The sequence below is a fragment of the Aliikangiella coralliicola genome, from assembly GCF_007004725.1.
Lineage (GTDB): Bacteria > Pseudomonadota > Gammaproteobacteria > Enterobacterales > Kangiellaceae > Aliikangiella > Aliikangiella coralliicola.
The window spans coordinates 221,093-247,490 of record NZ_ML660164.1; the positions used below are offsets into that span (position 1 = coordinate 221,093).

Here is a 26,398-nt window from a genome sequence, read left to right on the forward strand (position 1 = left end):
GTCGTCGGTTACTTCTCCATTGTAATTTGATTTTACCTTTCTCACTATTTGAGTGTTTTTTTTCTAAAAGATGAAGCCTGCTTTTACGATAACGCCGAAAAGGAACAGGCTATATCGAGGCGAAAAAATTTTACCATTGATATAGTTGAAAAAAATTTCGTCTTTTGTGACCAATGAACGTCTTAATTTATGTAAAAGCACATTTCAATTTACTTTTTTAGAGATTAAGAGGTCTTCTTTTGATAAATTTTGACGATAGTAATCAAGAGTTTGAGAATAACTTTATTAGACATAATCCCGATATGCTCAAATCGATCTTTGGGGCAACTGAGTTGGAACCATACTGGGTTGCGGACATGGATTTTGAGGTAGCGGAACCAATAATTAATGAGTTGAAGCGTCTGGCAATTCGAGGTCGATTTGCCTACGAGTTTGATAGCCAGAGTGTCTACAGCGCCATCGTTAACTGGTATCAACGTCGACATGATATCAGCCTACAAAAGGAATTATTTGTTCAGGTGCCAGGCGTGTTGACAGGCATTGCGTTGTTGATTCGAGAGCTAACTGAACCTGGCGATGGGGTGCTCATTCAAACTCCTGTTTATCATCAATTTAAGCGCCTTATTACAACAGCAGATAGAAATGTCATCAGGAGTCCTTTAAAAATCGAAGATGGAAAGTATCAAATGGATTATGAGGATCTTGCTAATCAGTTTGCCTCAGGCAATGTTAAGTCAATGATACTTTGTAATCCACACAACCCGGTTGGGAGGGTTTGGAGTAAAAGTGAACTGGATAAACTGGTAGAGTTAGCTAATGCGCATGATATTTCTATTATTAGTGACGAAATTCATTCAGATATTATTTATAGCGGGCACCAATTTAATAGCATTGCATCTTACACCGAAGGCAATCATGTATCACTTATCGGATCTCCGGCTAAAACTTTTGGCATGCAGAGTATTTCTAATGGATATATTTATTCTCAAAACAAAGAATTATTCGAACGAGTCAAAGCTGTTGTTGACTCTATGTATTTAGGCCATGGTAATGCGATGACGACATATGCGACTATTGCTGCGTTTTCGAAAGGCGATCAATGGTTGGATTCGCTGTTAGAGTATTTGCAAACAACATTAAGCTGGATTCAGTCATTTATCGAGAAAGAAATCCCACTCGTTGAAATGTTTCCGGTTGAAGGTACCTATCAGATATGGCTTGATTTTTCGAAGACTGGTCGTACTCCCGAGGAAGTTAAAGCTGCGTTGCTGGAAGCAAAGATAGGGCTAACCCCTGGAAACTGGTTTGATGCCGAACATGAAAATTTTTTTAGAATGAATATCGCATCACCACTCGCGAAAATTCAGGAAAACTTCAGGCGTTTAAAATTAAACTGAATCTTTTTATAAAACGCGTGGAATTTCTTGGAGTTTATTAAACAAGGTGTATCTGCTCATTAATCGATTTGCCATGGACTATTGATAAGACAATTGCCTGATTTTCTATTATCATTTGGTACATTACAGAATATCAAGGCAATCAGATGTCAATGAAGGTAATTTTATGAGCGATACAACAGCTAATACAAATACGAATAATAAAAACACCGTAAAATGGGGGGATAAGGAGAAGTCCGCCTGGTTTGCGGAACAAACTATTCAGCGCTCATACCTTGAAGATGTTGTTGCCCGATTGGATCGGCTAAAAGATAAATTTCAAATTGAGCAATATGGCACGCTACCTTGTGCGCCGGATAACTACCCTTTGTTTATTGTTAAACCACAGGAATGGGATAAGCAAAAACCGACTATTTTGGTGACCGGCGGTGTGCATGGATATGAAACTAGCGGCGTACATGGTGCATTGAGTTTTCTGGAAACTGAAGCGCTCAACTATGCCGGGCAGTTTAATATTGTTGTAGCACCTTGTGTCAGCCCCTGGGGCTATGAAACTATTAATCGCTGGAATCCTAATGCCATTGATCCAAATCGATCATTTAAAGCGGATAGCCCTGCAGAAGAATCAGCGGCTTTAATGAAAGCAGTTGCTTCCCTTAACACCGAAATTGTGGCCCATATCGATCTTCATGAAACGACTGATACCGATAACACGGTCTTCAGACCTGCGCTGGCGGCCAGAGATGGAATTGAACAAGAACAATGGAATATTCCTGATGGTTTTTATCTGGTCGGCGATACGGAAAATCCAGTTGATGACTTCCAGACCTCTATTATTGAATCAGTTAAAAAAGTGACTCATATCGCACCCTGTGACGAAGATGGAAAAATTATCGGTGAACCAATTACCCAGGAAGGCGTTATCAACTACGCTAAAAAGAAACTAGGGTTATGCGCTGGCTTTACTAATAGTCAATATCCGACGACAACTGAGGTTTACCCCGATAGCCCGAAGGCTACCGATGAGGACTGTGTAAAGGCGCAGGTGGCGGCGATAAAAGGTGGGCTTGATTACTTGATTGAGAAAACTTAACTAAATTTGTCATTTGAATTTGCCGTTTAAGTGCCCGTTTTAAACTGGGCACTCATTGGGAGGAAATGCGTTGTAAAAGAACATGACAATGTAAAAAGATTGCTGGTTTTAAGAATTTCTCAAGAGACAACAACTCAAGTTGTTTTTCAATTTCTGATTTTTCAAGCAGAAGATATTTAACTTGTTTGTTGGCTCAGAAAATTCTCTATCAGGTCAGCTTCCGATGTTTGCGCCGTTGATAGAAAAAAGAATGTATTGCCGATAAGAAGAATAAACCTCCCATACCAATTAGTATCAGGGGCTTTTCCCATTTGGAAGGCAGGTTTCCAGACTCTATTAGTCCAATCAAGCCGCCGATATCAGACAAGAGTGCCTGTAGTTCTCCGGCTTTAAATTGTGGTCCCGACAAATAGGAAAAACCCCAATAAATTAAACCAACACCAATAAACAAGGCGACTAGTGCGATTATTTTTCCTACGAAACCGTGGGTATTGAGTTCCTTGAGGTAATCTTCTTGCGTTTCAAGTAATGTTGAACCTTCGCCGATAAACTGATCATCGTCATCAGACTTCACCTGAACTTTAAACTTCTGTAGAAGAGGGCTGATGAAATAAGCAATTCCCAACGATCCGATTAACAAGATTGCTGTGAGAACAGACGAACTATTTTCAGAAAAATGATAGACAGCGACAGCTATTAATCCAACAGCCAGGAAGATAAAACCCAAAAAGTAATGCATAGCATCATCAATTCTGGCTCGAATGCCTCCGTCCTCAGTCTCAATTACCACGACTGGTACTTTTTGATTGAGTCGGTGTCTAATTTCGTTAGTACTAACGCTTTTAACAAAACGTGTTTGACCGTTGAAAGTGTATTCAACGATCGAGCGAAACATCAACATACTGCTACGAGCGCCATTTGAGTTTCTTGTGGTTGAGACGTACTTTTCGATTCCCTTCACATAACCGGAAATTTTTATACCTTCATTTTTGAAGCGAGAAAATTGAATAATAATATGGGCGCCAAATACGACAAAAATACTACCGATAATCAGTGGAATAATGCTCATGTTTTCCTACTTATTAATATTGTGAACTCGTCATATTAACGCTTAGTTTGGTAATTTTCTGTAAGAATCAGTTAAAAAATTCGGAGAATAATTGGATCTCTATTTGAACTAACAAGATAGAGATCCATTGGTAGAGTTGCTTTATTGAGACACAGAAGCTTTTTGGGCGGTTACTGCTTTTCGATTTGATAATAACCGGTTAAAGAATTTTGAAGTTCTGTGACCAATCATTAACATGCTGGGCGTAACAATCAGCGTAAGCAGGGTAGAGAAGGCTAATCCACCAGCCACTGCGGAGGACAATTGTACCCACCATTCTGTTGAAGGTGCGCCATAGGAAACATCACGAGAGAGAATATCGATATTGACCTGAAGCACCATCGGCATTAATCCTAAAATAGTGGTGACTGTAGTCAACAATACTGGCCGAAGCCGCTGCGCACCAGTTCTTAAAATAGCTTCCTGCACCGGCATGCCTTGCTTACGCAGATGATTGTAAGTATCAATTAATACAATATTATTGTTCACCACTATTCCGGCTAACGAGATCACACCGATTCCTGACATAACTATTCCGAAGGGTTGATTCATGATTAGCAGTCCAATGAATACACCGGTGGTCGAAAATAAAATTGCACTAAGAATAAGAAATGACTGGTAAAGACTATTAAACTGAGCCACCAGAATAATAAAGATCACTGCCAGTGCAATCATAAATGCATTTTTCAAAAACGCCTGTGAATTTTGCTGTTGTTCGTTTTGCCCGCGGAAATTAAAACTGACTCTTGGGTCAATATTCATTTCAGGGATCGCAGCCTGAAGTTCTTGAAGCTTCTGCGCAAAGTTTTCCCCGGGTGCCATATCTGCAGTAATTCGGTTAGCGCGCTTTCCTTCGATTCTACGAATAGTATCAACTTTTTGTGCGGCAATTCTTTTCACAAAATTACCAACAGGTATCAATCCCTGGTTGGTTGCAATACGTAAGTTGTCTAGTTGCTCAATATTTCGCGTATCGATTGGATATCGAATGCGAATATCCACCTCTTCATCAGCGTCGTCCGGGCGATACTCAGCGACTTTAATACCGTTGGTGACTAGCTGAACCACATTACCGACCGCTTGAACGCTGGCACCAAATCTGGCTGCTTTTTCTCGATCAACTTGCAAACGCCATTCGATGCCTGCAAGAGAGCGATCATCATCAATGTCAACAAACCCGCCAATTTCCATCATCTTTTGCTGAACTTTCTCAATCGTTTCATCAACCAGCGCTGGAATTTTTGAGCTGAGTTCCAGATCAAATGCTCGTCCACCGCCAGGACCATTTTGTTGTTGACGAATTGTGACTTGAATGCCAGAAATGTCTTTGGTCCTTTCCGTGATCATTTTGTAAATTTCAGCGGCTTTTTTGCGTTGGTCCCATTCTTTAAAATTCAGTTTAACGCGACCAATCACATCTTCGCCGCCGCCGCGGGTGACGAATGTAGAAACGTCGTCAGTAAGATCCAGTAGGCGTTCTTCAACTTGCTTGACCAGGATATTTTTTTCATCGATTGACAAGTCTCCGCGCGCTTTCACCAATACGGAAGTACCGCTGGGTTCTGTATTCGGGAAAAACTCGACACCGTGACCAAAGATACCGTATCCCACTAAAGCGCTAAGGAGTACGCCAATTGAAATAAATAAAACTAATACTGGTCGTCCGGTAGCAACTCGCAGCATTTTTATATACCTGCCGGTGAATCCAGTCACTTTATCCAGATCGCCGTCTTCCGCTTCTAGCAAGTTTTTCTTCGTTGCTTCACTGATATAACGAGGCTTGCCAAACACTGAGCCCAATGTTGGTACAAACACCAGAGCCATCAATAAAGATGCTCCTAATACAGCAATTAAAGTCATGGGCAAATATTTCATGAATTCGCCCATAATGTCTGGCCAGAACAAGAGGGGAGCAAAGGCTGCGAGTGTTGTCGCAGTGGATGCAATAATCGGCCAGGACATTCTTTGTGATGCTTCAAGATAAGCATACTTTTTGGGCACGCCTTCGCTCATTTTTCTGTCAGCATATTCGATAACCACGATGGCACCGTCTACCAACATTCCCACCGCCATAATAAGCGCAAATAAAACTACGTTGTTGAGTGTGACACCAAATGTAGCTAACACTGTTATGCCCGCCAAAAAGGCACCGGGAATTGATAAACTCACTAACGCGGCGGAACGTAATCCAAGCACGGCAATAATGACAATACTGACCAGAAGAATGGCTGATAAAACGTTATTACCAAGGTCGCCTAACATGCTTTTTACATCTTTTGAGGAGTCACCGGTGAAGTTAACAGTGATTCCGGAGGGCCATTGGTCGAAATTAGTTTTAACGATTTCTTTGACCTTATCAACGGTGCCAATGGTGTTTTCGCCGGGGCGTTTTATGATTTGCAACGTGATGGCTTTATCACCATCCAGACGGGCGAAAGAGCGGGCATCTTTATAGGTTCTGCGGATGGTCGCTATGTCTGAAAAAGTCACTACTTTTTCACCAACCACCTTAACCGGCATACTTAACATGTCTTGCAGGTCTTTTACCAATCCTGGAATTTTGACGGCAAATCGACCGCTTCCCGTGTCCAATGTCCCTGCAGCTACTAATTTATTGTTGTTACCAACCAGGCTGAACAGTTCTTGTGGTGTGATATTGTAGCTTTCCATAATTTGTGGATTAACCACAACTTCAAGCATATCTTCTCGCGCACCATTGATTTTAACTTCGAGTACTTCTGTTAAGCTCTCTAATTGATCGCGCAGATTTCGACTTAGCGCTGCGATGGTATATTCGGGCACAGTGCCGGACAAAATCACAGAAATAGCCGGGTTTTGTTCTGCCATGGTAATTTCGTGAATACTCGGTTCTTCTGACTCGCTCGGCAATTTGGCCTTTGCCAGGGTTACCGCGTCTCGGACATCAGCCAGTGCTTTTTCGGCATCCACTTCGGGGTAAAACTCCAGTGTCACGGAAGCCGATCCTTCGCTGGCCCGCGAGGTCATTTTTTTTATTCCTTCGAGACTTCTTAACTCATTTTCCATCGGACGAATCAGCATGCGTTCAGCATCTTCCGGGGAAATTCCTTCATGGACCAGTGAAACATAAATATACGGAATAGGGACGTCTGGGTTTGCTTCCTTAGGGATAGATGAAAGCAGGCCGGCACCCGCAATCAAAATTAACAGGAAAACCAGGATAACCGCACGTGATTTATCTAAAAGACCGCCAATCAAATTATTCATTGGTGGTTGCTCCCGCGGTTTTGTTCACCTCGGAAACAGCAGTGTCAGAGTCATTTAAAGTAAAATCAGGATCGACGATATCACCGTCATCAACAAATCCTTGGCCAACTGTAATAATATTTTCGTTGGTGTTCAGGCCTGACAACCAGACGCCGTCTTTTTCTGAGCGAACAATTTCGACAGGCTTAAATAAAACCTGATTTTTACTGTCGATGACTTTAATGCCTAAACCACCATTTTTACTCAAAGACAGCGCCGCCGGTGATATTTTGTGGGCAAGGACCTGATCAGTTTGTAGTTCAATGGTAGCACTCACACCAACCGGGACTTTGTATTCCTGGTTATCTAATGCAAGTTCAACTTTAAATGTGTGGGTCGCGTCATCAGAAGCTGCGGAAAGATATCGAACTTTACCTTCAATCTTTTGTTTGGTGATTAAGTTAGCGGTACCGACTTGCCCGATAGACACGTTGGCAACGGCTAACTCGGGAATATCACCGCGGACGATGATGGGATTAACATCCAGGATTTCTCCAATTTCACTGCCGACAGATAACAGATCACCAATTTCAACGTAGCGATCATTAAAGATCCCGGCAAAAGGCGCCCGTATTTCTGTGTAAGCTAAATCGAGTTCAGCTTGTTCGACTTCGGCTTTTGCTAATTCAAGGTTCGCCTGATTTTCTGCCATTTGGGTTTGCGCAGTTAATCCACTTTTGCGTAGTCTCTTAGCGGCTTGAAATTCAAGTTCTCTCTGTTTCAGTGTGGCTTTAGCCTGTTGCAAGCGTAATTGTTTGTCTTTTTCATCGAGTTTAATTAACACTTGAGACTTTTCCACCACTTCGCCGCGTTTAACCAGGATTGATTTTACTCGTCCTGAAGTTTCCGCGCTTAATTTGGCTCGTCTGTCAGCTTCAGTTCTGCCGTGTAATTCGATAACGCTCGCTATTTCGGTGGCTAGTCGACGTTCTACACGGACTTTGGTGAGTGTTTTGTTTTCGAGCTTTTCGGCAGATTCCTTCGCATTATTTTCTGATTTGCTACCACTCATCATCCAGATAGTCAGAATTGCAATGACGCCGATAGCGATGATCCAGGGTTTTTTGGTGAGAACTGTTGATATGGCCAATTGAAAATTCCTGATAGTCTCGCAGAGTGTTGGTGTATTGTACCGGTAAGTTACCTTTGGAATTATTAGTAAATGTTACGAATAATTAATGAGATGTGCTTTCCTTTGCTATCAGCGCGGTATTACATCATTCTAACACGTCAAATTAGCGTAAAGTCAGACACCCTGAAATTTTATCATTAAAAATCAATGAGTAAACTACTAAGCTCCTTCGGTAGCCCGATTTTTCGCTGTGAAGCCTGCGAAAAATAAAATTAACTTGTGAAATAATTCACTTGAGCAATGATGCCGCGTTATTAAATAATCTTCTTTCCCATCTCGAATTGAAATGTTGTAGAGTACTACGCCCAAAATGTTGAACCCTCAATTTCCGACACTCAAGTGTATTGTGAGCCCTTGTTATGAAAAATGATATGGCTGATAGTTTTCATTGCCTTTTTCAGCTTATTGAAGATTGTATTTATATTCATGATTTTGAAGGGAAATTTATTGAAGTCAATAAGGCAGTCGAGAAAACTTATGGGTATCCACACGATTACTTTATCGGAAAAACACCTGCGGACTTCGCAGTGCCCGGCTATAACGATTTGAAGCAAATTAGGCAGTATTGGGAAAAATGTATTGATGGTCAGCCACAACGGTTTGAATTCTGGACTCAGACTTGCGATGGCGTCATTTTTCCAAAAGAAGTTATTATTAATCAGGGCGTTTACGCCGGGGAAAAAGTTATTATTGCTGTTGCCAGAGATATGACAAATAGAAAACGGCTTGAGGAAAATTTAAGAAAACATGCAGAGTATGATTCGCTAACTGGTTTGTACAATCGCCGTGTTTTTTTCGAACTGGCACAAAAAGCGATTGCTTATAGTAAGCGATATGAGCAATCGCTGACAGTACTCGTTTTCGATATCGATCACTTTAAAAATATTAATGATTTATACGGACATCCGGCAGGGGACAAGGTACTTGCTGATTTCGGTAAGTTTTGCCTTTCCTGTGCGAGAGAATCTGACATTTTGGCGAGAATCGGCGGTGAAGAATTTGCGATTGTGATGCCTAATACGGATCTTGCTCAAGTTACTCTCTGGACTCAGAAGTTTTTTGATGAGTTGTCAAAGTTAGAAATTCAGCTTGATCAGAAAAAGGTGTCTGTATCGGTTAGTGTTGGTATTGCGTCGCTGAGTAATGAAAACTCTGATTTTAACGATTTGATAAAAGCGGCTGATCATGCGCTGTATGACGCGAAAAAATCGGGCAGAAATTGTTACAGGTTTGCAGGTTTATCTGCAGTTAACGCGTAGTTTTCCGAACGTATTTAAACCCATTTCCCTTTTCCTCTGAGTAAGCTTCATATTACTCGTTTTCTCCGGTCTTTAAATTCCTGACAAACCCTTACAATCGCTGACCCAGCCTTACCACAACAAATCGTAAGTTGAGACATAATTATTTATCTGATTGCGAAATCAATGCCAATTAAGTCGAAAATCACCGGGTTGAGGGTAGTTACTATGAAGAAGTATGTCATCTTGTCTTTTATTCCTGCATTTTTTCTGTGGATGTTGGCTGGTTGTGGCGGCGGTGGAGGAACCACTTCGACAACCACCACTACAACACCGCCGCCAACAACCAATACTCTGGCTTGTGATGCGGATTTACAAAGTGGTGTGTCGTTGTCAATCACTCAGGTGCCACAATCGATGGGCACTACTTACACCGGTTTTTTCTGTAAATACATGGAAGTGATAGCCCCAAATCAAAAGCCTATTCGGATCTTTGCGCAAAATCAGATCTCTAATGAACAACTTGTGCGAGCCCACAGGATTCTAAAATTTTTCCTTACTCCCGTTGAAGCTAGTGCTCATGGTGCAGATAAAAGTGACGTGGTGAATGCTATGGCGAATAATAATGCTCAACTATTGTTACTTAATGGATCAGATGATGGTTCTAATAATCCACCTTCCGGCGTCGATGGACAGCCGTTGTACGATACCGAGCTGGTAGTAGAAGGAACCGAGGCTTACATTAATAATGACTATGAAAATCATCGTGATGCAGCCTTCGAAGAAATTTTACATTTAGTCCACGATTATGGAATCGGTACAACTGGATCAGGCGGCAATCCAACTTATCAGGCTGTTATTGATTCTGCACGAGAAAACGCGATGAGTAATTCTCTGTGGCCGACAGCAGGTGTTGATACATCGACGCTAAACTGGATAGAAGAATTACGCCAGGAAGGGAGTCTATCGCAAGAGTATCTCGCGTCTGTTATTGATAGTTATTATGGCTACTGGGGCGCATACACTGAATCGGAAGGCGGCATGTGGGGAATTTATATCGCAAAAGTGAGAGAAGATGTTGCGAGTAAAGATCCACAAGGATACGCGGCCATTCAACAATTTTTTGGCCAAACGGTAACATATCTAGCACGCATTGATAGCGGATTTAACGGAACATTTATGCTGAGTTTTGATCCTGCCGTTACACCCTATACTCACAAATCGCAGTATTTGGTTAACGCTCAATTAACCGGTAGCAACGATAGCAATTTAACCGGTAATGATCATGATAATCGCCTGGCTGGTAACGCTGGAACAAATATTCTCGACGGAAAGCAGGGAACAGATACCGCTTTTTTTCAGGGAAACTTTTCTGAATATTCAACTAATATTGTCGAGAATATTATCACAGTACAAGACATGACTTCTAACCGTGATGGTGTCACTGAACTTCGGAATATCGAACGACTAGAATTTAAAGATCAAACCTTGTTGTTTACTAATGGCGAATTGATCAAAGAAACCCTTTAATGAAATTTATTTTATGGTATATCTGGAAAGTAATTTATTTCCAGTTATTTATTTTTTGACGGTAGCCCAATGAAAATGTGATACTCGCTTTCAATATGAAAAGCTAATTAAGGAATGGTAGATGTTAATTCCTCGTTATTGGAAGCGAGTCTTTAGAACAGTTGAAAATATCAAGTTTCATAAAGATTCCGGAAATTGGAGCGATGAAGGGAAAGCTGATATTTACGCGTGGGGCTATTCAGATTCGTCGGAAGCGGATGCGCTAGAGAGAGCGAACCAAAGAGTCGAAGAAATTGCTAAAGCGCTGTCGTCTGATTTTGACAGTGGATTCTATTATCCAATGGCAGTAATTCGAGAGGAAATTCTTGAAGAGCTGGCTTATGAAGGTGTTAGGAAAGCAATTGTCAGTCGTAACCGGTATTATTCGCAAGTGCTTAATACCGAAGAAATGATGTTTATTGATATTGATGTACCAACTTGGGCCATGAAACCTGCAGGCTTTTTTCAACGACTGTTTGGTCAGGCAAAAAAGATTGATGAAAAAAATAAAAAAGAAAAGCAGGACCGCTTTGATTCGGCGTTAAAAAAAGTTGAAGAATATGCGTCGGGGGATTCGAATGCTGGCTTTTTAGTTTATCGAACTTATGCTGGGTTTAGATTAATTGCGACGCACAAGACTTTTGAAGCTGATTCTGAAGAAACCAGGCAGTTGTTTGATGTTTTAGGCGCTGACGCTCTTTATCAACAACTGTGTAAGGTTCAAAAATGCTTTCGAGCGAGACTGACGCCAAAGTTCTGGAGACTAGAGCAAAGACCTGAATTTCACCCGAGCTTAAAGTTTAGAATTACCCGATCTATGTTGCTGACCTGGAGTGGTGAGGATAAAGAGCGACTAAAAGAGTATGATGACTGGGTTGCTCAATATGATAAATCCCATGACTCCTATGCGACTTGTCATTTTATTAAACATATCGGAAATAATGTGGTTTCAGAAGAGTTAAAATCGCTGATTGAATTTCATGACGAAAAAACACAAGCGCATAGTGAATTGCCGTTGGCTTAGTTTTTTGTTTTTTTGGAAGGTGGTGCTTAATTCCACACCTGTCATATCGACCGCAGCGGAGATATCTCCTACAGACAGAGGCTCACTTACATAATATATCAAATCTCTATTTAAGAGAGTCACTTTAATCAGATAAGTATTCGTTTTTATGTGATCTAAACTTTTGGGAGATCTCTCGACTTCGCTCGAGATGACAGAAAAATGTTATCGAGACTACTTTATTAAGAGGGGGTCAACTTCTTTTGAAAAAAATAAGGCTTACGATTTTTAAGTCCTTCACATTTTACCTCACTGCAAAGTTACCCAATTCACCTCACACTCGCCAGTTTCCGACGCAATAAACGCCGATTCACCAGTAATGGTGACTGAAAAATTCATTGTACGCTGCACATGCTTAACCAGAGATTGAATGCTCTCCCAATCAAGTTGCAGAACGGAAACGGACAACTGCTTGACTTTATTTTTACTCTGTTCCCACCAGACATCAGATTTACTATTGAAGCTGAAAACCTTAACTGTCTGCGCTAATCGTGTCGCTTTTTTTATTCTTTCCAATGATGGTTCGCCTGCATCAATCCACAGCGCAATTTGATTATCTAAAGTGTGCACCCAGATATCAGGCTCTTCCACTTCACTTAAACCTTTGGTAAACGCGAGCCCTTCCTGTGCCTCAATGCAGTAAGCCATTACCCGGGCCATCATTCTTTCGAGTGTTTCTGAAGGATGCAATGCAATCGTCAAATTTAGTGAGTCATAGTAATCTCTATTCAGGTCGGAAAGCGAGATATGAAATTTATAAATTGTTGGTTTAATAGCCACTTAATTTGCCTTAGGATGATCCTGCCAGAGTCGATAATATTCAACTCGATTTTTGATTGGATCGATTATACCTGAATCTATCAGGAGCGTATTGAGTAAAATGAGGCTTTAAACTGACTATTGCCAGACTCTCTGGACTTTCCAAAAGCTTTTTCGCCAATATGGGTTATCTAATGTAGAAATCATTACCCCTTGACTGGTGGACGCGTGAATAAATTGCTGTCCATCGATATAGATTCCAACATGCCTGAGTTTCTTGCCGGTCTTAAAGAAAATCAGGTCGCCAGCTTTTAGCTGCTGAAAGTCCACCTGACGGCCGCTTTTTGACTGTTGAATTGTCGTTCTCGGTAGCTGGATGTTGAGCTGCTGGCGAAAAGTCTGGTAAACGAAGCCGGAACAGTCAATCCCTTGTTTGTTAAGCCCACCCAGTCGATACGGGGTTCCTCGCCATTTTTTGTATTGGTCGAGTAGTTTGTATTTAACACGTTGATAGGGATTTTTCGCTGGTTTCGATTTACCTTTACCCGGCGGCTCAATTTCAGGCTGTGATGCCGGCGGCAGTGTGGGTGGGCGGTGGCTACACCCCCAAAAGCAAAGGGCTAAAGGGATGATTAACCAGGTTTTAAATTTCATATGGTTTTCCCTTAAAATAAAGCCAGATCGAATTGAGGATTAGTTAATTATGGTAGATTTCTATGAATTAGAGCTGAATTAATGCTTTTTAGGCTAATTTTTAAGCTAAACGACTAAGACGACTTTAACAAACTCTCTCTGACAGTTTTCTCCTATCTATGGTAATTTTAGCTAAAGAAAATTAGGCGCAATAACCCGATATTTTTTGATGAGTTGATGAATTATGCTGTTAAAAAATATCAGGAGAAGGTTGATGAATAAATCACAGCAAGCCATACCACAGCACTTTTGGAACGCGATTACAAAGAGAGATTCGGCATTTGATGGTCAATTTTATTATGGAGTCACCAGCACACAAGTTTTTTGCCGCCCCAGCTGCAAATCGCGTAGACCGCTGAAGAAAAACATACAGATTTTTGAACATGCTCAACAGGCGATTGAACAGAATTATCGCCCATGTAAACGCTGCAATCCTTTGATTGAAAATAGCTGCGACGAAAACCTGGTGAAGTTATTGGAAGTTTGCCGGTTGGTGGAGCAACACTCAGAAGGTGTTCTAACGACAACTGAATTGGCCAAAAGTGTTGACTTAAGCCAGCATCAATTACACCGGTTGTTTAAGAAATTTTTATCAGTAACTCCAAAAAACTACATCGACCAGAGCCGCGTTGGTTTGCTGAAAAAGAATTTACGTAAATCACCGAGTGTCACAGATGCAATATATGATTCTGGTTTCGAATCTTCTTCAGTTATTTATGGCAGACTGAATACGCATTTGGGTATGACGCCTAAGTCTTATCGAGAGGGCGGAAAAAATGTTGAAATTTCTTTTGCCATTGCTAACACTGCATTAGGTTTAGTCATTATCGGTGCGACGGATAAGGGGCTTTGTCATCTTCAGCTAGGGGACTCACGACATGAATTGCTTGAGCAGCTTGTTGAGGAATATCCTCACGCCAATATTGAGCCGATGCCCGATCTTTCCGCTGACGGTCAATCGAATCAAACCGAACAATTGCACCAAAACAGACACGTACAACAGTTTGATTTATGGATGAATGCGCTCAATCAATACTTGTCGGGACAAAACGCATTAACGTCTATTCCACTTGATATACAAGGAACTGCGTTTCAAAAAAAGGTCTGGGATTTTCTCAGAAAAATTCCATATGGTGAAGTCATGTCCTATGGCGAAGTTGCTGAAGCTATTGGTTCACCTAAAGCATATCGTGCGGTTGCTACAGCTTGCGCGAGTAATCAGGTTGGCCTGGCAATACCTTGCCATCGAGTGATTCGTGGAGACGGTTCAATGGGGGGCTATCGCTGGGGACTCAGTCGGAAAAGAACTTTAATTGAATTGGAGCGTCACAGCCGGGTAAAAGACGATGAGTGATAAAGTGATGCGTGATTTGAAACCGATGAATCAAGCCGACATTTGTTTTGACTCTGAAGTTTATAGCGGCCTTAGTCAGGATGGGTTTCATATATTACCAGGTAAACTATCAGTTGAAGAATGCAATCAGTTGCGTCTGTTGTTTGAGAAAGATGAGCGTTTTCGAAACACCATTAATATGACTCGGTATGGTTTTGGCCAAGGTACTTATCGTTATTTTCAATATCCTTTACCGACAATAATTCAGTCATTACGCGAATCTTTATATTCACAGCTGGCGCCAATTGCCAATCAATGGACTAAGCGCTTGCGTTTAAATTTTACTTATCCCGAAGACCATCAAACTTTTTTGCAGAACTGTCATGCTCAGGGGCAAACAAAACCGACGCCGTTAATTCTGCGTTATCGGAGAGAAGACTACAACCGACTACACCAGGATCTTTATGGCGAGATTGCTTTTCCATTTCAGGTTATTTTCCAACTCAGTCAACCCGGCAGCGAGTTTTCTGGTGGAGAGCTGGTTTTGACGGAGCAGGCACCCAGAAGACAGACTAAGGTATCAGTGATCAACCTCAATCAAGGTGACGCAGTTATTATTGCCACGCAATATTTTCCTCGAAAAGGGAGTCGGGGAGATTACCGGGTTCAACTTAAACACGGTGTTAGTCAAATTCATAGGGGAGAGCGTTTTAGTATGGGGATCATTTTTCATGACGCGAAATAGATTCTGTTCGCGAATATTGATTAAACTAAGTATCGATTAAACTAAGTATTGATTAGACTAGGTATCGATTAAATTAAGTGTTAACTAATTTGGTGATTGTTTAGCTAGGTATCGTTTTGTTTTAGTGTTGTTTATTCTGGATTCTATCTGCTTAAATTTTTACCCGCACAAAATTTTCAGGAGGTGAGTATGCGAATTTTAGTCGTAGGAGCCCGGGGGCGCAGGTGGATATTTTGGGGCTATGTGGGCGAAGTCAGGGCTTGATGTGACTTTGTTAGCTCGGGGTTCTCATCTCGATGCGATTCAGACATCAGGTTTAACGGTTAAGTCTATTTATGGAGATTCACAGGTCAAAATAAAGGCCATTAGTGATCCCGAAAAAATGGGTGAAATCGATTTAGTCTTTTTCGCGACTAAATCCTGGCAACTGGAGGAGGCTATCAAATCTGTTGCACCACATGTGTCTTCGACAGCAATGGTCATGGGAATTCAAAACGGTGTCGAAAGCGCCGATGAGTTAGCTGCCAGATTTCCAGCTTCAAATGTACTCGGGGCAACCTGCCGAATAGTGAGCTATATTGAAGCGCCGGGTGTTATTCATCATATGGGAGTGCCGCCGACCATTAGCTTTGGAGAGTTAAAAGGCAATCTTTCTGATCGAGTACTTCAACTTCAACCGCAACTTAATTTAGGGGAGTCATTGACCGTTGAAGCGTCCGCCAATATTCAGTCTGATATTTGGCAAAAATTTATTTTTTTCGCGCCGGTTAGTGGCGTTGGATCAGTGACGAGAAGTCCTGTCGGCGAATTTCGAAAAATTCCTGAAACTCGAAGACTGCTTCAGGCTGCCATTGAAGAAGTTCATACTTTATCTATTGCGCAAAAAATACCTTTGCCAATTGATAGCGTCACTAATACATTAAAGTTTATTGATTCAATGCCCGTCGATATGACCAGCTCCATGCAACGGGATTTCGAAGATGGGCGACTCAGTGAATTGGAATATTTGTCGGGTGCGGTTTGCAAAATGGGAAAACGGTTTGGCGTTGAAACTCCGGCTAATAGCTTTATTTATGCTGCGCTGCGACCGCAGGAGGACAAGGTAAGAGCGCGCTATTAGAAAATTAGAATGATAGAAAAGTTCGCGATCCATAAGTGATAAGCTGGTAGAGACGCGAATGAGTTTGTGCCGCAAGATCCAATTTTTCTTCGTCATAAATAATTAACGAATTAGTCAAAGTTTTATCATAATTGTGTTCTAGGCTACTTGCTCTCCAACTAACTGTAGTGTGAAGTCTGTGAGCAAAAATAATAATCACCTCTTTACGAGATTTGCGGCGGCATTTGTGATCTACTTTTCAAGTGTGGTATCGATTGCTGCAACACCATACCTTTGTACGCCACTAGATCTTGATGGTGATCTGACAAAAGCCAAGCATGTTGTGCGTGTTGCCACGTTTAATGCTTATTTAAATCGTCGCAGTGAGGGTCAATTAATCACTGACTTGCAATCAACCGATCATCCTCAGATTGTAGCCGTGACTGAAATCATTCAGCGAGTCAGACCTGATATCTTGTTGCTCAATGAGTTTGACTATGACGCTAATGGTACTGCGATTGACTTGCTTCAATCGAATTACCTTGCCGTCGGTCAAAATGGTCAGCAGCCTATTGAATATCCTTACGTATTTATCGCTGAGTCTAACACCGGTATACCGTCAGGATTTGATTTTGACAACGACGGTAAAACGAATGGTCCCGGCGATGCTTACGGGTTTGGTTTTTTTCCAGGCCAGTATGGCATGGTTGTATTATCTCGTTATCCAATTGACCGTTATCGCGCGAGAACTTTCCAACATTTTTTGTGGAAAGATATGCCTGGGGCATTATTACCTGATGATCCGACAACCGACGAGCCTTATGATTACTACAGTCAGCAAGAATTGTCCCAGTTTCGTTTATCCAGCAAAAGCCACTGGGACATTCCGGTATTTGTGAACGGAAAGAGACTACATCTGCTGGCGGCCCACCCAACACCACCGGTATTTGACGGTGTAGAAGATAGAAATGGACGGCGGAATCACGATGAAATTCGATTTTGGGCTGATTATGTCGGAGGATACCGAAAGTCCTATTATATTTATGACGATAATGGTCGAAGAGGCGGTTTGCCCAGTCGCAGTGCATTCGTGATTTTAGGTGATTACAACGCTGACCCCAATGATGGCGATAGCACTCAAAATGCAATATCCCAGTTATTGACCCATCCCGCAATTGACAACAGTCTTTCACTCGGAAGTTTCGGTGGTATGGAAGATAGTGCCAAAGAAGCGCAAGCTAATAGCCAGCACACAGGAAAATCTGTTTTAGACACCGGGGACTTTAACCCTGCCGGGCCAGGTAATCTCAGGGTTGATTATGTACTGCCTTCAAAGCGTAAAAATGATGTTGAGTGCGGCGGTGTTTTTTGGCCGACAGAAAAGGACGATACACGCTATCTCGTCGGTGATGGTTTTCCGGTTATTTCATCTGACCACCGTCTTGTGTGGATTGATTTAAAACTTAACAACAGTTGGAAATAGTGCAGACTAATTAGTTTCATTCAGGTCCGATATCTGGTGTATAAGCATGCTGCTTAGCGTAATTGACAGGCCAACGTGAAAAAGTTCCCTTTATTTTCTCAGCGAGATTGCGTAAGTTACTGGCCACGCAATAGAACTTGAGAATAATTATGAAAAATAAATGGTTGTTGGTGCTCGTTTTTGTCAGTTTTCAGAGCGCATGGGCGAGTGTTAACGAAGATCCTTTTATTTGGCTGGAGGATATCGAAAGCAAAAAATCAATGGATTGGGTCAAGGGCCAAAACAAAATCTCAGAAAGCGAGTTGCGAAGTCAGCCGATTTACCAGGAGATTCATGACAAAGCTTTAGAAATCCTGAACTCGAAAGACAAAATTCGCTACGTCAACATTCGAGGTGATAAAGTCTACAATTTCTGGCGAGACGAAAAGAATATTAGAGGGCTTTATCGCGAGGCAAACTTGCAGGACTATCTGGCCAACAAACCACAATGGGAAACGGTTTTTGATCTCGACAAAATCAGTGAAGCGGAGGGGGAGAACTGGGTTTACTCTGGCATGAACTGTCTATACCCGGATTATGAGTTATGTTTAATGTCTTTGTCTCGTGGTGGTGCTGATGCAACGGTAGTCCGAGAATTTAATATCAAAACCAGGAAGTTTGTTGAAAATGGTTTTTACTTACCTGAAGCAAAATCTGCAACGGCCTGGAAAGATGCTAACACACTTTACGTTGGAACAGATTTTGGCGAAGGCAGTTTAACCAGTTCTGGTTACCCGAGAATTTCAAAATTGTGGAAGCGGGGAACACCGTTGACAGAGGCCAAAGTTGTTTATGAGGCTAGTACTGAGTCAGTGTCAGCAGGTGTTTATCGAAGCTTCAGAGCAAGTGGCAAACAGGATTTTATTTATGACGCCACCTCTTTTTACACGACCGAGTTTTATCTTCTAAATGGTAATAAAAAAACTAAGATTATCAAGCAAGACGATGCACAAATAGTGGGTATTTATAATAAAAATATTTTTGTCGAGCTTAAGTCCGACTGGAAATATCAAGGCAAAGAGTTTAAACAGGGAACAGTAATTTATTCGCCTATGGCATCAGTTAAGAAAGGTCGGCCTGATTATCGTGTTTTTGTTGAACCTTCTGATACTAAAATAATCGACTGGATTCAGTTTTCTAAAAATTATGTCTGGGTCTCCTGGATGGATAATGTTGGTTCGGTGATTGAAAGAATGGAAGTTTCTAGCGACGGAAAATGGAAGACGTTAAGAGTACCCATGGATACAAAAGGGCAAGTTAGTTTGTCCGGCTTGCAAGAAGATAGTGATTCATTTTTTGTCACCTATGAGAATTTCACCCAGCCGGATACGCTTTACTATATGGAAGGCATGACCCTTAAGCTAACCGAATTACAAAAGTTACCTGCCTGGTTTGACGCGAAAACCATTCAAGTTGAACAACACTTTGCTGACTCTAAAGATGGCACCAAGGTTCCTTATTTTGTGGTGATGAAAAAAGGAACCAGGCTCAATGGAAAGAATCCGACATTACTGTATGGTTACGGCGGGTTTGAAGTTTCAATGCGGCCTTATTATTCTGCACTGACTGGTAGCACCTGGCTAGCCAGAGGCGGGGTGTATGTGCTTGCTAATATCCGTGGTGGCGGTGAGTTTGGTCCTCGTTGGCACCAGGCAGCTTTAAAAGAGAAACGTAGTAAAGCTTACGAAGATTTTGAAGCTATTGCCAAAGATTTATTTGCGCGAAAAATAACATCTTCAAAACATCTCGGTGCGCAGGGCGGTAGTAATGGTGGTTTGTTAGTTGGAAATATGATCACTCGAAGCCCTGAACTATTTAATGCCATCGTTTGCCAGGTACCATTACTCGATATGAAACGTTATAACAAACTTTTAGCCGGCGCCAGCTGGATGGCAGAGTATGGAGATCCTGATAATCCAAAAGAATGGGATTATATTAAAGCGTTTTCTCCTTACCATAATCTTGATGAGAATAGATCATATCCACGAGTTTTCTTTACGACTTCAACCAGGGATGATCGAGTTCACCCGGGGCATGCGCGCAAAATGGTCGCAAGAATGAAAAATATGGGACATGATGTGCTTTATTATGAAAATATTGAAGGCGGTCACGGTGGTGCCTCAGATAATAATCAAGAAGCCCATTTATATGCTATGATCTACGCTTACTTATTTATGCAACTTAAATAATCTAGTGAATCGGGTTGGATAAATAATCTTCTATGACGAGCATCTGAGTCATCAGATGCTTCAATTGTTTATCAAGCGCTTAATTTCTCGCCGCAAATTATTGACTTTGACTCGGTGAAGATCACTGTTGTGAAGTTGAATTTTGTGCTGTCAGCGAGCGAATCGATAATACAATTTCAAATACACGGGAATAGCTGATGTCTAAATTTTTCTACGATAACAACATCGATAAAAACTCAAAGGGCGAAAGAATTGCTGGTAAAAACAAGCGTTCTGCCAAGCTTGGTACTGCCGAGCACCCATTAACGCTGGTGGTCTCATCGGAAAAACGTAAGGCAGAAGTTATTAGGATTGTCGAAGAAAATAAGCTATTTGCCGACATCGAAGTTAACTCGGAGGCTGCCGAAAATATAGTGGAATTAGAGGGCGTATTGAACAAACCAAAAACAATGGTATTTGAGAAAACGCCTAAGCGAAATGAACCTTGTTCCTGTGGTAGTGGGAAGAAATATAAGAAATGCTGTGGCGCCTAGATACCGCCAATTTTCAAAAGAACATCTGCTTCGGCCGAATAGTCTCCAAATTTATCGTTCAGCTAAAAGTCTCAGGCACTAATGCTTGTGTGCCTAAGAGTAATAGTTTCTGAGAATAATCGTGTCTGAGAATAATCGTGTCTGAGATTAGCGACACGAAATGCGCTACTCAGAGATTAACCAGCTGTTGGCTCGAAAGTCTCACAGGGAATATGATTCTCCACGGTAAAAGATGCCACTTCACGCAGTTTTTGTTGGACATCTGCGCTGACATTTATTGATTGAATAAATGGTAGTTCGGCGGCGGATTGCTCGGTGATAACCTGATAAAAAACATAAGCCGTGAGCAAAGCGCCTGTCAGATTTGAATGATTTCCGTCAGGTGCATGTAAATTTAGCATTGGATAACGAGCGATTGATTCTTCCCAGGCTAAGCCGATGGGGGCAACGCAGGCTGGTTCGCGCGATGCTATTTCAAGATGAAGGTTGTGCACTCTCAGCCCTTCTTCTGTGTTGCCTCTACGCGGCCATTCAGGAAACATAACGGGCACTGCGTTTTGATTTTTAACGCGACGGATCCATTCTTCTGATGCGTCCGTGGGATACCAGTAGAGGCCGGTAGTGGAATACTTTTGCGCCTGCAAAATCACGTGAGTCCAGGCGCGACCAGTGAGCATTTGCTGAGTTGTTTCATCGTGTAGCTTGTCCACCAGAAATCCCCATCCCGGTGCCAACATAGTATTGGCTGTTTTGTCTGGTTGGCCTGCTTCAATCAGTATCGCTACAAGATTGGGTAAGCCATTGGCCGCGCTATGGCTGTTGCCGATAAAGAGGACTTCATAATCTCCGATGGGCACGCCGGCTAAAGGATCGGTTGTGGTTCCTGAATCATTAGTGTTACTACCGCCGCAAGCTGAAATTAACAACAAAATGTAGATGAAGGCTAAACTTTTATTCATGGCGATTTTCTCTCGGCTGTCATGATTTTCATGATGGGTTTAAGTTGAGTTAAATTGCGTTCATTCATTTCGCTTTTGGAGGCGATAAACAAAGGTTCCTCCCGCGAGTTGTCCTGCGCCGTTTTTTATGACTTTTTCAAAAGCTGTGCCGTCATTGGTGACACGAAACACAGCATTTGCGTTATTCACCAGGAGGTGAGTGTCGCCATCTTGTTTCATTCCAGTCGGGCCGCCGACCTTAGCCAGGGTTCGTTTGAAATTCCCGCTGGTATAATCGAAAACCAGAATCCCATTGCTTCTTTCTGCAGTGACAGTGATTTCCCGGTCCTTCAATAGAATCGTTCGGGGAGCGTCGAGTCCGCCGGTGCCTGCAGCAACAACTTCGCTTACCGCCTTTGATTGCAGGTTTATCTTGATGATGTTGTCGCTATCGTATCCCGGTAACAGAAGATGTCCGTCGTTGGTGATCAGCATGCCGGCGTCAATGCCTTTAATACGGCCATTATTGGCGGGTAAAATCTCCTCGGTTATTTGCCAGGATTGAGTATTGATTTTGACCACGGAATTGAGACTGTAACTGGCTGCGTACATAAAACCCTGGCTATCGATGACGGCGCCGACTGGGTCGGTAATGAAGTTGTTTTCGATTACACTCGTAGCTGGGTCATCGCCCAAAACCACTGTACCTTTCGACAAGGTATCGCGATCAAACTTTAACAATCGGCCATTTTTTTCGCTGATAATCAGTACATCGCCATCTGGCGCTTCTAGAATGCCGAGGGGTCCATCAATCAGGTTTTGGCTATCTAAATCTCGAATAAACTCACCACTGCAACCGTCATAAATTTTGACATTGTTTCTGGTCCAACTGCTGACCAATATAAGTGAAGAACAATGAGCATCACCTAAATTGGAAGCCACATCTCGCTCTGGAACCGGCGCTGGTTGAAGTGCAGAAGGGCGCTCCAGCGCATTCAGATTTTGGACCAGGTAACCGGCAAATTGAGTGAGAAGAATCACTAAAATGATTGCCTTCAAGGCTACTCGAAGCTGAGTCATTCAGATTATCCTTGTTATTGATGAAATGTTGGCTCACGATAATTTAAGCGAGTGTAATAGACCTCCGAATTACCTCTTTTTTATATCCACAAAACCTCCTTTTGGAGTTATTTGGGTATATAATGACGCTAACTGATTGTTTTTAAGCACTATTTAAATATGACGCAAACATTCGCTCCGCCACTCGAAAAACCTTGTCAATTTGGTGAATGGTCGTTCGATCCTGTCGATGGGCAGTTAAGATCAAAGCGAAAAGCACACCGATTACAACCCCGGTTAGCGAAATTACTGTCAATATTTGTGGCTAATGTCCACGTTCTTTTATCAAGAGAAACGCTGATCGAGATTTTGTGGCAGGATAAAACGGTTAACGAAGATGCTTTGTCGAGATGCGTAGCTGAGTTGAGATCGACATTAGGAGATGATCGACTGTCACCGGTTTATATCGAAACTGTGCCGAAAAAAGGTTATCGATTTATTCATCCATTGAACACCAGTGCGACCCAAAAAATGAGCGTGGGTTTGACTATTTTGGCGCTAGTGTTACTCGGCTCGTTTTCATTGAGCCAATTCTCAAATCAAAGTTTCAATTCGAATGAATTAGCTGAAGGACTAAAAAGTGATTTAATTTCTGCAAGACGCTTAACCGCAGATTCAATTTTTGAGCACCAGCCTGAAATATCGAATCACGGTGATAAAGTTGCCTTTTCTGTCATTGAAGATAAGGAATTAACAGTCAGAGTCGTCAGTGTCGGCGGTGAATTGCTGCATGAAATAAAGGAGCCTGATTATTATTTATATTCACCGACTTTTTCACCGGATGACCAATCGTTGCTGATTGCTGCAGTGGAGCAACAGAATTGTCTGATTTTTCGTTATCGGTTGGCATCGATGCAAAGAGAGACGCTCGGAGAATGTTTAGTGCCTAATTCGTCGGGTATTTTTAGCTGGTCTCCAGATGGCGAAAGCTTTAGTTATGTTGCGCCGAGCAGAGCGCCCGATGATTTATCTTTATCTGATAGCTCATCTGAAAATCAGGAGAAGTTGGAAGCATCAAAAAATATATCCCGCGCCGCTATCTGGACTTATCACCTCAAAACCGAGCAGCGTTCACAACTTACTCAGCCAACAGGATTAGAAATTTTTGATACCCGCCCCCGGTACTCTTCCGATGGAAAAACGCTAGCTTTTACACGGGGAACCAAGTCAGCCCGTCACTTGTATACGATTGATATCGGCAAGCCAAATCAAACCAATCAACTGACCGATACACATGCTTTTATAGCGGGATTCAGTTGGTTGGAAAATAATCGCAGCTTACTATTCGATAGTGACGAGTTGGGTGACAGGAAACTTTGGCTGCTAGACGTTCAAAGTAAACAAAAACAAATATTAGGTGCAAGAGATGCTCAGTTTCCATCGGTAGCTAAAAAGCGTAGCTTGTTAGCATTTCATGAAGTGAGATACAGCGCGAATATCTGGTCTGTTGATTTAACAGATGATAGTCAAGCACCAAAAAAAATTATTGAATCAACTAAGTATGATAATTTTCCTGCTTTTTCGCCAGACGGGCAACAAATTGCTTTTACCACTAACCGACATGGAAACTCTGAAGTTTGGTTATATTCGGCCGCCACTCAGCAACAATCTAAACTAGTAGCAACTCCCGGACTGAATATGTTTATGCCGAACTGGTCTTCTGATGGTGAGCAACTGTTAGTGAGTAGCCGAGGCGCAGAGGGATATCGCTGTTATCAAGTGTCAGTAAAAAATGGAAAAGCTCAGCCGATCAAGTTAATAAAACAAGCCCACTATGCCTGTTTATTTTCCGAAGAAGGGGATATTTTTGCGGTATCAAAAGTGCCTGATGAAATATCACAGTTGCTGAAATTAAATACTGATGGAACTTTGGAAATATTAACTGAGGAAGGGGCTCGCCGCATTCAGATTACAAATTCAGGCACGCTAATCTACTCGATACCAAATAAAGATGGCCTTTATTCTGTGGACTTGGCAGGGCAAAACAGGCAAACGATTTTGCCAGGTTTTAATCATTCTTTAGACGATCACTGGACAGTTCAAGGGAACTATCTTTACTATCCAAAGATTGAAGGGCAGCGGGCAATTTGGCGCTATGATCTGACAACAGGAAAAGAAAAAATAGTGACGACCGAGCTTCCGTCTGCAATTGGTTTAACGATGAGCGTTAACCCGCAGCAGACAAAGCTGGTGTTAAGTCGTACTGATAGTCGCCAGTCAGATATTTATTTGTCGAAGTTAAACTCATTGTTAGATGAATAGATACCAGGGTGGAGAATTGTTGGCTGGGTAGAGCTTGATAGCCACTTTAGTTTGGTCATTAAAAACGTAAAGCGGCAGTGTTCATTTCATGTGACAACAAATCGGTGATAGAAGGAAATACAATGCAAAAATTCGATTTATTAGCAACATTTCGTTTTCAACCAATCATCAAGCTTGTGCTGTTTTGTACAACGATGCTAACCACAACTGTGCAAAGCGAAACCCCGAACCCTGCGCAATCGATGGCTGAATTTTGCAAAGACTTGCCCAGGCCAGAGTATGCAAAACTCAACCGGTTAAAACATGATGATGACTGGTTTGAACTTTACCTGGTTGCGCCTGGCGTTACAGCCATTTATGAGCCTCATCAATGGCAAGAAGTCATTTCCTACTTAATTGAAGGAGAGAAAAAAGCGTTATTATTTGATACGGGAAATGGACTTGGAAATATTGCCGCAGTTGTCAAAAAAATAACTGACAAGCCGATTTCTGTTTTGAATTCTCATACACATTATGATCACGTCGGTGGGAATTATGCGTTTGATAATGTTTTTGGAATGGATACGGATTTCGCCCGCCAAAGACAATCTGGTCATGCTAATCGGGATATTGCAATTGAAGCTTCGCAGGAAGCATTGTGTCGTCCATTACCAGAAGGGGTAACTAAGAACAATCATGTTGGCAGGCCTTTTAAGATCACACAATTTATTAAAGATGGTTTCATTTTTGACCTGGGAAATCGAAAGTTAGAAGTGATACATATTCCTGGCCACACGCCTGATGCCGTTGCGTTAATTGACCGCGATGCGGGCTTGATGTGGACCGGCGACAGCTATTATTCCGGACCAATTTGGCTATTTGCACCGGAAACTGATCTTGAAGCTTATGCCGAGTCACTCGCCCGATTAATAAAGGAAGTTCCTAATTTGAAAGCTTTGCTGCCAGCGCATAATACCCCCTGGGTATCGCCTGAAGTATTGCGGCGAGTAAAACGAGGGTTTCACACCATGTTAACAGGTGGTGCTAAACTGATTTCAAAAGGTGAGGGAATGGTAGAGTATAAAATCCCAGGCGAAAAGCAATTCTCCTTTTTAATGCGAGATGAAAAACTTCCTTATAAAAAGCTAAAATAGCATTTCCACAGACAGTCACCTTTCCACAGACAGTCACCTTTCCACAGACAGTCACATTTCCGCAGACAGTCACATTTCCGCAGACAGTCACATTTCCGCAGACAGTCACATTTCCGCAGACAGTCACATTTCCGCAGACAGTCACATTTCCGCAGACAGTCACATTTCCGCAGACAGTCACATTTCCG

Annotated in this window: 19 protein-coding genes and 1 pseudogene; 13 read left to right on the top strand and 7 right to left on the bottom strand. The window is 42.1% G+C overall.

Annotated elements, in window-relative coordinates; genetic code table 11:
* Nucleotides 1-239: 239 nt before the first annotated feature.
* Both FLL46_RS12225 and FLL46_RS12230 read left to right on the top strand, forming a co-directional pair.
* Nucleotides 240-1,397: a MalY/PatB family protein gene (locus FLL46_RS12225; protein ID WP_246119307.1), complete on the top strand. Its 1,158-nt coding sequence runs from the start codon at nucleotides 240-242 to the stop codon at nucleotides 1,395-1,397.
* A 166-nt stretch (nucleotides 1,398-1,563) separates the two neighbouring features.
* The gene (locus FLL46_RS12230) at nucleotides 1,564-2,490 is read left to right on the top strand and encodes a M14 family metallopeptidase (RefSeq protein WP_142893809.1); all 927 of its coding nucleotides are present in this window, start codon (nucleotides 1,564-1,566) and stop codon (nucleotides 2,488-2,490) included.
* A 208-nt stretch (nucleotides 2,491-2,698) separates the two neighbouring features.
* Here the strand turns inward: FLL46_RS12230 and FLL46_RS12235 are convergent, their stop codons facing one another.
* The 3 genes from FLL46_RS12235 to FLL46_RS12245 all read right to left on the bottom strand — a co-directional run bounded on the left by FLL46_RS12235 (nucleotide 2,699) and on the right by FLL46_RS12245 (nucleotide 7,973).
* Nucleotides 2,699-3,559, bottom strand: a complete 861-nt coding sequence (locus tag FLL46_RS12235) for a hypothetical protein (protein WP_142893810.1) — start codon at nucleotides 3,557-3,559, stop codon at nucleotides 2,699-2,701.
* A gap of 141 nt (nucleotides 3,560-3,700) precedes the next feature.
* A complete protein-coding gene (locus FLL46_RS12240) occupies nucleotides 3,701-6,844 on the bottom strand; it encodes an efflux RND transporter permease subunit (protein ID WP_142893811.1) in 3,144 nt (1,047 codons plus the stop codon).
* Complete coding sequence (locus FLL46_RS12245) at nucleotides 6,837-7,973, bottom strand: efflux RND transporter periplasmic adaptor subunit (RefSeq protein ID WP_142893812.1); 1,137 nt, start codon at nucleotides 7,971-7,973, stop codon at nucleotides 6,837-6,839. The genes FLL46_RS12240 and FLL46_RS12245 overlap by 8 nt, the downstream gene beginning before the upstream one ends.
* Before the next feature lie 401 nt (nucleotides 7,974-8,374).
* Between FLL46_RS12245 and FLL46_RS12250 the strand changes: the two genes are divergently transcribed.
* The 3 genes from FLL46_RS12250 (at nucleotide 8,375) to FLL46_RS12260 (ending at nucleotide 11,846) form a co-directional block, all read left to right on the top strand.
* Complete coding sequence (locus FLL46_RS12250) at nucleotides 8,375-9,274, top strand: sensor domain-containing diguanylate cyclase (protein ID WP_142893813.1); 900 nt, start codon at nucleotides 8,375-8,377, stop codon at nucleotides 9,272-9,274.
* A gap of 207 nt (nucleotides 9,275-9,481) precedes the next feature.
* The gene (locus FLL46_RS12255; RefSeq protein WP_210418685.1) at nucleotides 9,482-10,783 is read left to right on the top strand and encodes a hypothetical protein; all 1,302 of its coding nucleotides are present in this window, start codon (nucleotides 9,482-9,484) and stop codon (nucleotides 10,781-10,783) included.
* A gap of 121 nt (nucleotides 10,784-10,904) precedes the next feature.
* Nucleotides 10,905-11,846 carry a hypothetical protein gene (locus FLL46_RS12260; RefSeq protein WP_142893814.1) on the top strand — a complete coding sequence of 314 codons (942 nt, stop codon included), beginning with the start codon at nucleotides 10,905-10,907 and terminating at the stop codon, nucleotides 11,844-11,846.
* Between the two features lie 288 nt (nucleotides 11,847-12,134).
* Here the strand turns inward: FLL46_RS12260 and FLL46_RS12265 are convergent, their stop codons facing one another.
* Nucleotides 12,135-12,665, bottom strand: a complete 531-nt coding sequence (locus FLL46_RS12265) for a YaeQ family protein (protein ID WP_142893815.1) — start codon at nucleotides 12,663-12,665, stop codon at nucleotides 12,135-12,137.
* A 117-nt stretch (nucleotides 12,666-12,782) separates the two neighbouring features.
* Nucleotides 12,783-13,298, bottom strand: coding sequence for an NlpC/P60 family protein (locus FLL46_RS12270; RefSeq protein WP_142893816.1), 516 nt, complete (start codon nucleotides 13,296-13,298; stop codon nucleotides 12,783-12,785).
* Between the two features lie 253 nt (nucleotides 13,299-13,551).
* Between FLL46_RS12270 and ada the strand changes: the two genes are divergently transcribed.
* The 6 genes and pseudogenes from ada (at nucleotide 13,552) to FLL46_RS12300 (ending at nucleotide 20,758) form a co-directional block, all read left to right on the top strand.
* Nucleotides 13,552-14,691, top strand: coding sequence for a bifunctional DNA-binding transcriptional regulator/O6-methylguanine-DNA methyltransferase Ada (gene ada, locus FLL46_RS12275; protein WP_168204143.1), 1,140 nt, complete (start codon nucleotides 13,552-13,554; stop codon nucleotides 14,689-14,691).
* Nucleotides 14,684-15,415: a 2OG-Fe(II) oxygenase gene (locus tag FLL46_RS12280; RefSeq protein ID WP_210418686.1), complete on the top strand. Its 732-nt coding sequence runs from the start codon at nucleotides 14,684-14,686 to the stop codon at nucleotides 15,413-15,415. Before ada ends, FLL46_RS12280 begins: the two co-directional genes overlap by 8 nt.
* A 223-nt stretch (nucleotides 15,416-15,638) precedes the next feature.
* Nucleotides 15,639-16,535: pseudogene (locus FLL46_RS12285) on the top strand (ketopantoate reductase family protein); the annotation flags it as partial.
* 226 nt (nucleotides 16,536-16,761) lie between these two features.
* Complete coding sequence (locus FLL46_RS12290; RefSeq protein ID WP_142893819.1) at nucleotides 16,762-17,997, top strand: endonuclease/exonuclease/phosphatase family protein; 1,236 nt, start codon at nucleotides 16,762-16,764, stop codon at nucleotides 17,995-17,997.
* A gap of 149 nt (nucleotides 17,998-18,146) precedes the next feature.
* A complete protein-coding gene (locus FLL46_RS12295; RefSeq protein WP_142893820.1) occupies nucleotides 18,147-20,225 on the top strand; it encodes a prolyl oligopeptidase family serine peptidase in 2,079 nt (692 codons plus the stop codon).
* A gap of 197 nt (nucleotides 20,226-20,422) precedes the next feature.
* Complete coding sequence (locus FLL46_RS12300; protein ID WP_142893821.1) at nucleotides 20,423-20,758, top strand: PBPRA1643 family SWIM/SEC-C metal-binding motif protein; 336 nt, start codon at nucleotides 20,423-20,425, stop codon at nucleotides 20,756-20,758.
* A 176-nt stretch (nucleotides 20,759-20,934) separates the two neighbouring features.
* Here FLL46_RS12300 and FLL46_RS12305 read toward each other — a convergent pair whose 3' ends face one another.
* Nucleotides 20,935-21,717 carry a hypothetical protein gene (locus FLL46_RS12305; protein ID WP_142893822.1) on the bottom strand — a complete coding sequence of 261 codons (783 nt, stop codon included), beginning with the start codon at nucleotides 21,715-21,717 and terminating at the stop codon, nucleotides 20,935-20,937.
* A gap of 60 nt (nucleotides 21,718-21,777) precedes the next feature.
* Nucleotides 21,778-22,776, bottom strand: a complete 999-nt coding sequence (locus tag FLL46_RS12310; RefSeq protein ID WP_142893823.1) for an NHL repeat-containing protein — start codon at nucleotides 22,774-22,776, stop codon at nucleotides 21,778-21,780.
* A gap of 159 nt (nucleotides 22,777-22,935) precedes the next feature.
* Here FLL46_RS12310 and FLL46_RS12315 point away from each other — a divergent pair, with 159 nt between their 5' ends.
* Complete coding sequence (locus FLL46_RS12315; RefSeq protein ID WP_142893824.1) at nucleotides 22,936-25,077, top strand: winged helix-turn-helix domain-containing protein; 2,142 nt, start codon at nucleotides 22,936-22,938, stop codon at nucleotides 25,075-25,077.
* 122 nt (nucleotides 25,078-25,199) lie between these two features.
* A complete protein-coding gene (locus FLL46_RS12320) occupies nucleotides 25,200-26,210 on the top strand; it encodes an MBL fold metallo-hydrolase (RefSeq protein ID WP_142893825.1) in 1,011 nt (336 codons plus the stop codon).
* Nucleotides 26,211-26,398 lie beyond the last annotated feature (188 nt).

Excerpts from the sequence above, each read along its gene's own strand:
- FLL46_RS12230 (WP_142893809.1), top strand. The coding sequence starts at position 1,564 with ATGAGCGATACAACAGCTAATACAAATACGAATAATAAAAACACCGTA.
- FLL46_RS12235 (WP_142893810.1), bottom strand. The coding sequence starts at position 3,559 with ATGAGCATTATTCCACTGATTATCGGTAGTATTTTTGTCGTATTTGGC.
- FLL46_RS12240 (WP_142893811.1), bottom strand. The coding sequence starts at position 6,844 with ATGAATAATTTGATTGGCGGTCTTTTAGATAAATCACGTGCGGTTATC.
- FLL46_RS12250 (WP_142893813.1), top strand. The coding sequence starts at position 8,375 with ATGAAAAATGATATGGCTGATAGTTTTCATTGCCTTTTTCAGCTTATT.
- FLL46_RS12255 (WP_210418685.1), top strand. The coding sequence starts at position 9,482 with ATGAAGAAGTATGTCATCTTGTCTTTTATTCCTGCATTTTTTCTGTGG.
- FLL46_RS12260 (WP_142893814.1), top strand. The coding sequence starts at position 10,905 with ATGTTAATTCCTCGTTATTGGAAGCGAGTCTTTAGAACAGTTGAAAAT.
- FLL46_RS12270 (WP_142893816.1), bottom strand. The coding sequence starts at position 13,298 with ATGAAATTTAAAACCTGGTTAATCATCCCTTTAGCCCTTTGCTTTTGG.
- ada (WP_168204143.1), top strand. The coding sequence starts at position 13,552 with ATGAATAAATCACAGCAAGCCATACCACAGCACTTTTGGAACGCGATT.
- FLL46_RS12280 (WP_210418686.1), top strand. The coding sequence starts at position 14,684 with ATGAGTGATAAAGTGATGCGTGATTTGAAACCGATGAATCAAGCCGAC.
- FLL46_RS12295 (WP_142893820.1), top strand. The coding sequence starts at position 18,147 with ATGAAAAATAAATGGTTGTTGGTGCTCGTTTTTGTCAGTTTTCAGAGC.
- FLL46_RS12300 (WP_142893821.1), top strand. The coding sequence starts at position 20,423 with ATGTCTAAATTTTTCTACGATAACAACATCGATAAAAACTCAAAGGGC.
- FLL46_RS12305 (WP_142893822.1), bottom strand. The coding sequence starts at position 21,717 with ATGAATAAAAGTTTAGCCTTCATCTACATTTTGTTGTTAATTTCAGCT.
- FLL46_RS12310 (WP_142893823.1), bottom strand. The coding sequence starts at position 22,776 with ATGACTCAGCTTCGAGTAGCCTTGAAGGCAATCATTTTAGTGATTCTT.
- FLL46_RS12315 (WP_142893824.1), top strand. The coding sequence starts at position 22,936 with ATGACGCAAACATTCGCTCCGCCACTCGAAAAACCTTGTCAATTTGGT.
- FLL46_RS12320 (WP_142893825.1), top strand. The coding sequence starts at position 25,200 with ATGCAAAAATTCGATTTATTAGCAACATTTCGTTTTCAACCAATCATC.